Origin of the sequence: Fervidicola ferrireducens, assembly GCF_001562425.1 — a bacterium.
GTDB classification, from domain to species: Bacteria; Bacillota; Thermosediminibacteria; order Thermosediminibacterales; family Thermosediminibacteraceae; genus Fervidicola; species Fervidicola ferrireducens.
The window spans coordinates 69,049-79,390 of sequence record NZ_LOED01000007.1 but is presented as its reverse complement, the minus strand read 5'-3'; the positions used below and the strand labels follow the sequence as shown (position 1 = coordinate 79,390).

Sequence of the window (10,342 nt, the reverse complement as noted above, 5' to 3'; positions counted from 1 at the left end):
TTTTATGATTTGGTGTTGTTTGGGGTGGCGAGGTCTTTTTTTCTACGTTTCTATGCCTTTTCCCTTCTTTTCCTACCTACTTAAATTTTACACTGCCGAAAAAACTTAAGGTATTGACAATCCCGAAAATTGATATTATAATTTCAAAATAATAAAGCTAAAGGCGATGAGGGAAAGAGTAGCCGCATCTGCCATTAAGAGAGCCGGTGGGTGGTGCGAACCGGCTGGGGCTGCGGTGAAGTACATTCCCAGAGCCGCAGGCTGAAAGGGAAAATGCACCGAGTAGGCTGAGCCGCTCCTCCGCGTTAAAGGAGAAGAGTGGATTTATCACGGAACTTGCCGTGGTAAATCAACTAGGGTGGTACCGCGGGAAATCCTCGCCCCTTTTTGGGGCGAGTTTTTTTTTATAATTTTCCGGGAGGCTGCAACAATTGAAGATAGTGGTGCAAAATAATGTGATTTCGATTGAGTGATAATAGATGTTATTAAGTATGCAAAAAGTAAAGGAAATATACTCAATCAGTCGAAGAACACTTATAAACTGGAAAAAATAAGGAGCTAGGATTTACGGGCAAAGAGGTGGGAAAGAACGTGATAACAATACAGGCTAAACTTGGTTTTCAAAGCAAGGAAGATGAACAGGCAGTAGCGGATCTGATGAGGAGATGGTCATCCTGCGTAAGATTCGCATACAACAGGCTTTTAGAAGGCAAAAGCAGAAACGAACTAAAAAGAGACCTTCAAGGAGTTTTCAACCTGAATTCGAGGTATGTAGATGATGCGATAATGAAGGCAAAAAGCGTTCTTGAGTCGTGCAAAGAAAGAGAAGAAAATCCGGGCAAAGTTATTTTCGGCGGCAGGAATTTATTTGAAAAACTCAAGAAACGGCACATAAATGGGAATGAATATAAAAAGCTTCAACAAGAATGGCAAGAAAGAAGGAAAGGCAATCTCTACTCAAGAGGAGATAAGAGCAAGAAAGGGAATCTCAACACGAGAATCGAGATAGATGAAAATGGTGCTGTACTCAGAATCAACGTAGGAGAAAGAAAGTATGTTTATGCAAGGATACAAGCAGGATGCAAAAAAGGAAAAAGCCGTGAAGAATTACTAGAGGCAATAAGCACCTGCCAGGAAGCCTATTCCGTCGAGCTAAAACTAAAAAACGGCAAGATATATGCCTACTTTACGATTGAAGAAAACTTCCCGGAAGTTCTGATAACAAAGGAAAATGGAATCATAGGAATAGACATCAACGCATATCCGGACCACATAGCGTGGTCGGAAACCGATGAAAACGGCAACCTTGCAAGTTACGGCAAGATACCGATGCCTGAACTTGTAAACGGCAGTTCAGATAAAAGGGAATATTACAGATGGCAGTATGCCCATGAGATAGTAAGGCTGGCAGAAGAAAAGAAGAAAGCAATAGCAATCGAGAGATTGGACATAAAGGACAAAGGAAAAAGAGGGGACTTTTCGGGGAGAAAATCGAGGAGGATAAGGCACAGCTTCAGCTACAGGTCGCTTATAGAGAAAATCAAAGTTTTATCGAAGAGAAAAGGCATACAAGTAATAGAGGTCAATCCCGCCTACACATCAGTGATAGGGATGCTAAAATATGCACCGCAGTATATGATAAGCAAGGACGTGGCAGCAGCGTATGTCATAGCAAGAAGAGGACTTGGGTTAAAAGAACAAATTCCCGAAGGATATATGACAATTCTAAAGGAATTAGACGCTGACGAACTGGAGGAACTAAAAGAGCACGTAAGAAAAACAGTTAACAACAAACAACTAAAGAAAAGGCAGCTAAAGGAATTAGACAAAGCAATAAAGCTAATACAAAGCCTTGAGAGTGGGACTGGGAAGGCATCAGGGCCTCTGGATGGAACAAGTCTTGGTGCCTGCAGCGAAAGCTGCAATCTCTGGCGAGTTCTCAAGGTAGCGGTGGTAACGCCACTCTCCCCTGAGAAGGTCTTGCGAGACATCTCTGTCCTGAAGGGAGTATTGCATTCAGGGCAAGTGGGGAGACCCGTAAGGGCGCGAGTTCCTGCTTCTTGGGGCAGGGGCTATGGGAGTGCTTAAAAACCGCCTGCTGGGAATGAGCACTCTCTGAAAGGGCGGACTACAAATAGCCCAGCTGCTCAAACTGTTCAATTTTGCACAGTTTGAGTAACCAGGTATAAGCGTGACTGTAAGGGTAGGTTATCTGGGGCCTGGCGGAACATTCACCGAAGAAGCTATGCACGTATACACGGCTGGACGGGAAATTTACACGAAGGTTGAATTTTCTTCAATTCCCGAGATGATTTACGCTATTGGAACGAAAATAGACGAGGCGGTTGTGCCTTTTGAAAACTCCATAGAAGGTTCGGTCAATGTTACGTTGGACCTTTTGATTCACGAATCCAGGGCAATGATAAAGAGAGAGCTTGTGCTTCCTGTAAATCAAAACCTGTTTGTAAGAAAACTGTATTCCCTCGACGAAATCGAGGTAGTTTACTCCCATCCCCAGGCCCTTTACCAGTGCCGTAAGTTTTTACATGAAAGAATGCCAAAAGCATTATGGATAGAAACAGCGAGCACCGCCGAAGCAGCTCAAATAGTTGCTGGGTGCGAAAAGCCGTGGGCGGCAATAGGCCATAGTCGCCTTGGGGAACTTTACGGTCTTTTACTCATCGCTGAAAATATTCAGGATTACAAGAACAATGTGACGCGGTTTATAATTCTATCCATGGAAGACTGCGCCCCTACGGGTTTTGATAGAACCTCTGTGGTCTTTGCGACCGAAAACAAACCAGGCAGCCTTTACAAAGTCCTCGGCTTTTTTGCCCGGGAAAACCTGAACCTGACGAAAATAGAATCCAGGCCTTCGCGAAAGGCACTGGGAGAGTACGTGTTTTTGCTGGAGGTCGAGGGACATCGGCAGGATGAGGTCCTAAAAAAGGTGCTGGCGGAAGTGGAAAAAAATACGACGTATTTTAAAATCCTGGGGTCGTATCCCCGGTGGCAGGAGGGCTATCCCCCCTTGAGGGGGGATAGCTGCAAAGCTATGAAAGAAAGGCTTAGGATATCAAATTAAAACCAGGACGGAGGGATTCCATGATCATAGTGATGCGCAAAGATGCCACCGAGGAAAGTATAAAGAAAGTCTGCAATATGGTTGAAAGCGCGGGGCTTGGGGTTCACATTTCCAGGGGCTCTGATGTCATCATAGTGGGGGTCATAGGAGACCGCCGAAAGCTTGACGATAAGCCTATAGAGCTCATGGACGGCGTGGAAAAAATTGTGCCCATAATGGAACCGTATAAGCTTGCAAGCCGCACCTTTCATCCGGAGCCCACCGTTGTAAAAGTAGGGGATGTAGCAATCGGCGGGGACGAATTCGTAATCATGGCAGGACCCTGCGCCGTAGAAAGCAAAGAGCAGCTTTTTGAGACGGCGGAAATTGTGAAAAGATGCGGTGCCAAGGTGCTCCGGGGAGGAGCTTTTAAACCCAGAACCTCGCCTTATTCCTTCCAGGGGCTTGGCGAAGAGGGTTTGAAAATCCTCGCCGAGGCCCGGGAGAGGACCGGGCTCCCAGTAGTGACCGAGGTGGTAAGTCCAGAGGATGTCAAAAGAGTTGCCGAATACGCCGATATACTTCAGATAGGAGCCCGGAATATGCAGAATTTCGAGCTTCTGAAGGCAGCGGGCAAATCGGGAAAACCGGTGCTCTTAAAAAGGGGAATGGCGGCCACCATTGAGGAATGGCTGAATGCCGCCGAGTACATCATGAATGAAGGTAATTTTCAGGTGATTCTTTGCGAAAGGGGAATAAGGACTTTCGAGCAGAAAACGAGGAACACTCTGGACCTCAGTGCGGTAGCAGTAATAAAGCACTTGAGCCACCTTCCCGTCTTGGTCGACCCCAGCCACAGCACCGGAAACTGGCGGTGGGTTGCGCCGATGAGCAGGGCGGCTTTGGCCGCGGGAGCCGATGGCCTGATAATAGAAGTCCATCCTGATCCGGAAGAGGCCTTGTCAGATGGGCCCCAGTCCCTCAAGCCGGAAAAATTCGCTGAACTGTGCGAGGACCTGAGAAAAATAGCCCCTATTGTCGGGAGGAGATTTGAGTGAATGTAGAAAAAGCGGCGGTGGTGGGACTTGGCGTAATCGGGGGATCGCTGGCCAAGGCGTTGAATGCGGCCGGTATAGAGGTTATGGGAATAGATATGGATGACGAGACTCTATTGAAGGCAAGAAAAGACGGTGTTATTTCTCATGACAGTTTCAATATCAATGAGGGTGATGAGAAATACTTCGAGCCGCTTAAAAAAGCCGATGTGGTGTTTTTGGCAATACCCGTCATGGACATCGTGCCTGTGATGAGGAGACTCGCGCCTTTTTTCAAAAAGGACGCCGTTGTAACGGACACAGGCGGCACAAAGAGATTCCTGGTAAATTCTATCAATTTTGAGCTCCCCGAAGGTGTCGAATTTATAGGAGGTCATCCTATGGCGGGCTCTGAAAAAAGCGGGTACGACCATAGCAGAGAAGATCTTTTTTTAAACGCCCCGTATATATTGACACCAACCCCGGAAAACACAAAAACATCCGTTGAGACCTTGAAAAAAGTTGTCTCAAAAATCGGTGCTATTCCTTATGTGGTGGCAGCTGAAGAACACGACAGGATAATAGCCGCCGTCAGCCATCTGCCCCAAGTGGTCGCCACAAGCCTGGCGGCGGCGATAGGAGAACTTGATGAAGGTGGAGAGTGGTTGAAGCTTGCCGGGAGGGGATTCAAAGACACCACCAGGATAGCGGCATCGTCGTTTAAAATATGGAGGGACGTGTTTATCACCAACGGTGACGAAATTATAAAAATGATCCGCCTCTACGAGAAAAAGCTTGAGGAGCTGGCCGAGGCCATAGAATCGAAAGACGAAGGTCGCATAAAAAAGATATTCTACGAGGCAAAAAGGTGCGTAGAGAGGGGTGAAAATTGTGGAGGTGGTCATAGAGGGCAAAAGGAGAATTAAGGGGGAGGTTGTACCGCCTCCTGACAAATCCATTTCCCACAGGAGCGTGATGATAGGGGCGATTGCCGAAGGCACCACCGAAGTGGAGCGCTTTTTATTCGCTGACGACTGCTTGAGGACAGTTGATTGCTTTCGAAAAATGGGAATAGAAATTGAATTTAAGGGTCACGATAGCGTGACTGTGAAGGGGAAGGGCCTAAGGGGACTGAGAAAACCGGAAGGAGAACTTTATGCAGGCAATTCCGGTACGACCATGAGGCTTCTTGCGGGGATCCTCGCCGGACAGGATTTTGAAGCGGTAGTAAGCGGCGATGAATCGCTTTCGAAAAGGCCGATGGGGAGGGTGGTGGAGCCCCTCAGGTTGATGGGAGCCCGCATCGAAGGCAGGGATGGTGGCAGGTTTGCACCGCTCACCATAAGGGGTGGGCGCTTAAAGGGAATTCATTACGAGCTTCCAGTCGCCAGCGCCCAGGTTAAGTCTGCCCTGCTGCTGGCAGGACTCTATGCCGAAGGGGAAACGGTAGTTGTGGAAAGGCAAAAAACCCGCGACCATACTGAAATAATGCTAAAGGAGTTCGGCGGCAAGATTTCCTCCAATGATGGCCTGGTGCGGGTTACTCCCGTTGAAAAGCTCTTTGCCCGGAAGGTTGTGGTTCCTGGAGATATTTCTTCGGCGGCATTTTTTATGGTGGCCGCGGCGATAGGCGAAAATTCAGAGCTTCTGATAAAGGATGTAGGGCTCAATCCCACCCGCACCGGCATTATAGATGTGCTGCGGGAGATGGGGTGCACCGTGGAAATACAAAACGAGAAGACCATAAGCGGGGAAAAAGTGGGAGATGTTTTGGTTAGGGGAAACGGCCTTTGCGGAGTCGTGATAGACGGCAAAATCATGCCGAGGCTCATCGACGAAATTCCGGCGATAGCCGTTGCTGCGGCCTTTGCCCAGGGGGAGACGGTGATAAAAGATGCGGGGGAACTCAGGGTGAAGGAAAGCGACAGGATAAAGTCTATAGTGTGGAATTTGAAAAAGCTGGGGACCGAAGTAGAGGAGTTTGAAGACGGACTTTTAATCAGGGGTGGAAGGAAACTTAGGCCCTCTGACATGGAAAGCTTTGGCGACCACAGGATTGCGATGGCCATGGCAGTGGCGGCCATGTCGATCCCGGGACAGTCCAGAATAAAAAATGCTGAATGCGTCGATATATCCTTTCCGAGTTTTTTTGAGACTCTAAACAGAATAAGCGAACCTTTTTAAAAGGAGGGCTTACCATGCAGGAAATGGAAAAGGTCCTGCCGGAGCTGGCGGTGATAGGCTGGCCTCTTCAAAAGACCTTTTCGCCCATCATCCAAAATGCCGCTCTGAAAAGTTTGGGCATAACGTGGAGGTACGAGGCGATCCCTGTACCGCCCGATGAAGTTGATAAATTCTTCTTCAAGGCTTCGAAGACAATGAAGGGGTTTAACGTCACCATGCCCCATAAGTACAGGGCTTACGAGCTTTGCGATAAAAAGGACGATTTTGCAAATATATGCGGTGCGGTAAATACGGTGGTGTTCAGGCAGATAGAAGGCAAGATAAAAATTTTCGGTTACAATACCGACGGCCCCGGGCTGATGAGGGCCCTTCGCGAAAGGGCAAAGAAAACCATAGGCTCGGCATTGTTTTTAGGTGCTGGTGGGGCAGCTGCTGGAGGCATAGCGGCCCTTCTGGCTTCCGGAACCAGTCGAATTTATATAGCAAATAGGACGCTAAAAAAAGCAGAAGACCTTGCTGAAAGTTTTCGCAGAAAATTCAAGACCTCCGAAATAGTGGCAATTGAGCTAAAAAGAGAACAAATTCTCGAGGCGCTAAAGGAAGCAGAACTTGTGGTAAACTGCATACCCGATGAAGGAGCAGCTTCATTGGAAGATTTCTTAGTGGAAGCTGGGAAGGACAGGATTTTCTGCGATTTCTCCTACGGAGAAAAGCCAGGCAGGCTCTATTTAAGGGCCGAAAAAGCGGGCTACACGATGGTTAGCGGTATAGAAATATTGGTTTGGCAAGGTGCGTACGCCTTTGAGATTTTTACCGGAGTCGAATGTCCTGTGGAGAGCATGAAAAATGCGCTCGTAGAAAAGATAGGAAGTTGGTGGTTGGCGTGCTGAGGTTTTTAACGGCAGGAGAGTCCCACGGCTGGGGGATTGCAGCCGTCTTAGACGGAATGCCGGCTGGCGTCGACGTAAGCGAAGAGGAGCTTTCAGCTGAACTTTTTCGGAGGAGAAAGGGGTACGGCAGGGGGGCAAGAGCGAACATCGAAGATGACCGAGTTTTGATAGCCTCGGGAGTGATTAAGGGGAAGACTATGGGGGCGCCGATATGCGTCATTATCCCTAACAATGACTACGAGAACTGGAAGGGGAAATACGTGCCGATACTGGCTCCACGTCCCGGTCACGCGGACTTTGCGGGCATGGTAAAGTACGGGTTTGACGACTGCCGCCCGGTGGCTGAAAGGGCTAGTGCTCGGGAAACCGCTGCAAGGGTAGCGTGCGGATATTTTGCCAAAAAGCTTCTTGAAAAAGAAAACATAAAAGTGGTGAGTTGGGTTGTAAGGATCGGGTCGATTTCAGCCGAACTTCCGCCTTTGGACGAAAGGATGAGCAAAAAAGAAGTTTCGGAAAGGCTCTTTGAGCTGGCCGAATGTTCTGAGCTTCGTTGTCCGGATTTGGAAGCTACCGAGCGGATGAAAAAGCTTATCGACGAGGCGAGAGAAAGAGGAGATACCCTGGGAGGGATTTTTGAAGTAGCGGTGATTGGAGTTCCGGTGGGACTTGGAAGTTACGTCCAGTGGGACAGAAAACTCGATGCCCGCCTGGCTGCGGCGGTCATGAGTATTCAGGGTATAAAAGGAGTCGAATTCGGTATGGGTTTCGGGCTTTCGGAAATGGTGGGTAGCGAAGCCCATGACCCTGTTACATTGCCGAAACGGCCGTCGAACAGGGCGGGAGGTATCGAAGGCGGGGTCAGTAACGGCGAGATTATTTTCATAAGAGCTGCCATGAAGCCGATACCGACGCTGCAGTTGCCGCTTCAATCCGTAGATGTCAGGACGAAAGAGGAGCGCTCGGCCCATGTAGAGCGCTCGGATGTTTGCGCTGTAGGCTCTGCGGCGGTGGTTGCGGAGTCAATGGTAGCCCTGGTGATGGCCGATGCGCTTTTAGAAATGAGGGGTGGCGACCGGTGGTAGGGAAAAATGTAGTGTTGAGCGGCCTTTCCGGAAGCGGCAAGACTACCGTCGGAAAGATTTTGGCAAGGGAACTTTCGCGGTTTTTCGTAGATACCGACAGGATGCTCGAGGATTCGGTAAAGATGGATATTCCAAGGATATTCGATATTTACGGTGAAGAAGGTTTTAGGGAAATGGAGACCGCCGCCATAAAGAAGGTCTCTAAACTCAAAAACGCGGTGATATCTATCGGTGGAGGAGCTGTGACCAAAAAGGCGAACGTAAATTTCTTAAAAGAAAACGGTCTCATCGTTTTCTTGGATGCTTCACCCGATGTGCTTTTGTCCCGCCTAACAGATGATACTTCACGGCCACTGCTGGCTTCGTCGAGTCTGGAAGAAAAAAGAAAAAAGCTTCAATCGCTTTACCGCGACAGGTACGATCTTTACCGGCAAGCTGCTGACCTCGTGGTAAATGCGGATGATACCCCCAAGGCGGTAGCTGAAGAAATATTGAGGGAACTTTACCGGCGTGGAATTAAGAAAAGGGATGCGGACTTAAAGGAAGAAAGCATGTTCGTTGAGGCGCCATCCCGGAATTATTGCGTGAGGATGGGCTACAGGTTCTTCGAAAGGCCTTTAATGGAGTTTTTTAAAACCCAATCCGTTTCAAAAGCTGTGATAGTGACAAATCCCCTCTTGAATCAATTAGCATGCGAGGGGTTTTTGCAACTGGCGAAAAAGGAAGGCTTGGACGTGGAAGCAGTTTTAATTCAGGACGAAGAGGAAAAGAAAAACCCTGATACTCTGCTGGAAATCCTTGATAAGTTTGCTTCTTTAGGTCTCGACAGGGAGTCGGTAGTGGTAGCCGTAGGCGGAGGGGTTGTGGGAGATACTGCGGGTTTGGCTGCCGCCATATACATGAGGGGGATAAGGTGGATTTACGTTCCGACTACATTGCTCGCTCAGGTGGACGCGAGCATCGGAGGCAAGGTGGCGGTAAACCACGGGCAGCGTAAGAATCTGTTGGGAGCCTTTCATCAGCCAAGCCTTGCAGTTACGGATGTAGGATTTTTAGATGTACTTCCCGACGAAATATATATAGGCGGCTTGGCCGAAGTAGTTAAATCGGCCGTAATTGAAGGAGATTTGTTTAATTTTTTGGAAGAAAATGCATCGAAAATAATTGAGAGAGACCCAAAAGCCATCCTCTCTGCGGTGTCTTCGTGCGTTAAACTGAAAAGCCGAATTGTGAAAGAAGATGAGCACGACAAAGGGATGCGGATGTTGCTCAACCTGGGACATACCTTCGGCCATGCCATCGAGGCAGCCTTGGGATACCGAATAAGTCACGGAAGGGCAGTTTCCGCCGGGATGGTGCTGGAGACCGAGCTTTCGCATAGGATGGGCCACGCGGATGCGCGGACAAAACAAAGGATTGTAAAACTCCTCGAGTCTTTCGGCTTACCTGTGTCCCTAGAGGAAATCGGATTCGATCTAGAAACTCGCGACCTCATAAAATATATGAGGTCCGACAAGAAAGCCGCCTTCGGGAAGTTCAGGTTTGCACTGCCTTTTAGTGTTGGAGATGTCAGGGTGGTAGAGTGCCTGCCTGAAGAATTAGAACGTTTGATAAAATGATGGGAGGTGATGCGAAATGAGAATTCTGGTTATACATGGCCCGAATTTGAACCTTTTAGGGAGCAGGGAGACTCATATCTACGGCGATATGACGCTGGATGAGATAAACCGGTTGATTGTAGAGAGGGCGGCACAGCAAAATGCAACGGTGAAAATTGTCCAGCATTCTTCGGAAGGCGAAATTATAGACGAAATACACCGGGCGAAAAATTGGGCTGAGGGCATAGTCATAAACGCCGGGGCCTATACTCATTACAGCATCGCCATAAGGGATGCCCTTTGTGCCGTTTCCCTGCCCACTGTAGAGGTGCATATTTCAAATACTTTCAACAGAGAAAAATTTAGGCACAAATCAGTAATAAGCCCGGTGGTCGACGGTGTCATAGCGGGGTTGGGTTACCGCGGCTACCTTTACGCCATCGACTATCTGGTGGAGCTCAATAAAATAAAGGCCGGATAAGGGGGGAAG

The 10,342-nt window shown here is 48.5% G+C and carries 9 protein-coding genes, 1 pseudogene and 1 other annotated feature; all 10 genes and pseudogenes read left to right on the top strand.

What is annotated here, in order from left to right; all coding sequences use genetic code 11:
• The first annotated feature begins 157 nt into the window (after positions 1–157).
• Positions 158–388, top strand: a binding site (T-box leader).
• Between the two features lie 91 nt (positions 389–479).
• Positions 480–551, top strand: a pseudogene (locus AN618_RS13035) (IS607 family transposase); the annotation flags it as partial.
• A gap of 40 nt (positions 552–591) precedes the next feature.
• Positions 592–2,088 (top strand): IS200/IS605 family accessory protein TnpB-related protein, encoded by a 1,497-nt coding sequence (locus AN618_RS04375; protein ID WP_066352516.1) that lies wholly within the window; start codon positions 592–594, stop codon positions 2,086–2,088.
• Between the two features lie 103 nt (positions 2,089–2,191).
• Complete coding sequence (gene pheA / locus AN618_RS04370) at positions 2,192–3,085, top strand: prephenate dehydratase (RefSeq protein ID WP_083515040.1); 894 nt, start codon at positions 2,192–2,194, stop codon at positions 3,083–3,085.
• 20 nt (positions 3,086–3,105) lie between these two features.
• Positions 3,106–4,122 carry a 3-deoxy-7-phosphoheptulonate synthase gene (gene aroF / locus AN618_RS04365; protein WP_066352514.1) on the top strand — a complete coding sequence of 339 codons (1,017 nt, stop codon included), beginning with the start codon at positions 3,106–3,108 and terminating at the stop codon, positions 4,120–4,122.
• Positions 4,119–5,024, top strand: coding sequence for a prephenate dehydrogenase (locus AN618_RS04360; RefSeq protein WP_066352512.1), 906 nt, complete (start codon positions 4,119–4,121; stop codon positions 5,022–5,024). The genes aroF and AN618_RS04360 overlap by 4 nt, the downstream gene beginning before the upstream one ends.
• Entirely contained in the window at positions 4,990–6,282 is a 1,293-nt protein-coding gene (gene aroA, locus AN618_RS04355) for a 3-phosphoshikimate 1-carboxyvinyltransferase (protein ID WP_066352511.1), read from the top strand. Before AN618_RS04360 ends, aroA begins: the two co-directional genes overlap by 35 nt.
• A gap of 14 nt (positions 6,283–6,296) precedes the next feature.
• Complete coding sequence (locus AN618_RS04350; protein ID WP_066352509.1) at positions 6,297–7,172, top strand: shikimate dehydrogenase; 876 nt, start codon at positions 6,297–6,299, stop codon at positions 7,170–7,172.
• On the top strand, positions 7,106–8,254 hold the full coding sequence (aroC, locus tag AN618_RS04345; RefSeq protein WP_245628395.1) for a chorismate synthase: 1,149 nt from the start codon (positions 7,106–7,108) through the stop codon (positions 8,252–8,254). Before AN618_RS04350 ends, aroC begins: the two co-directional genes overlap by 67 nt.
• The gene (gene aroB / locus AN618_RS04340; protein ID WP_066352507.1) at positions 8,248–9,873 is read left to right on the top strand and encodes a 3-dehydroquinate synthase; all 1,626 of its coding nucleotides are present in this window, start codon (positions 8,248–8,250) and stop codon (positions 9,871–9,873) included. Before aroC ends, aroB begins: the two co-directional genes overlap by 7 nt.
• Before the next feature lie 16 nt (positions 9,874–9,889).
• Complete coding sequence (gene aroQ / locus AN618_RS04335; RefSeq protein ID WP_066352504.1) at positions 9,890–10,333, top strand: type II 3-dehydroquinate dehydratase; 444 nt, start codon at positions 9,890–9,892, stop codon at positions 10,331–10,333.
• The last annotated feature ends 9 nt before the right edge of the window (positions 10,334–10,342 follow it).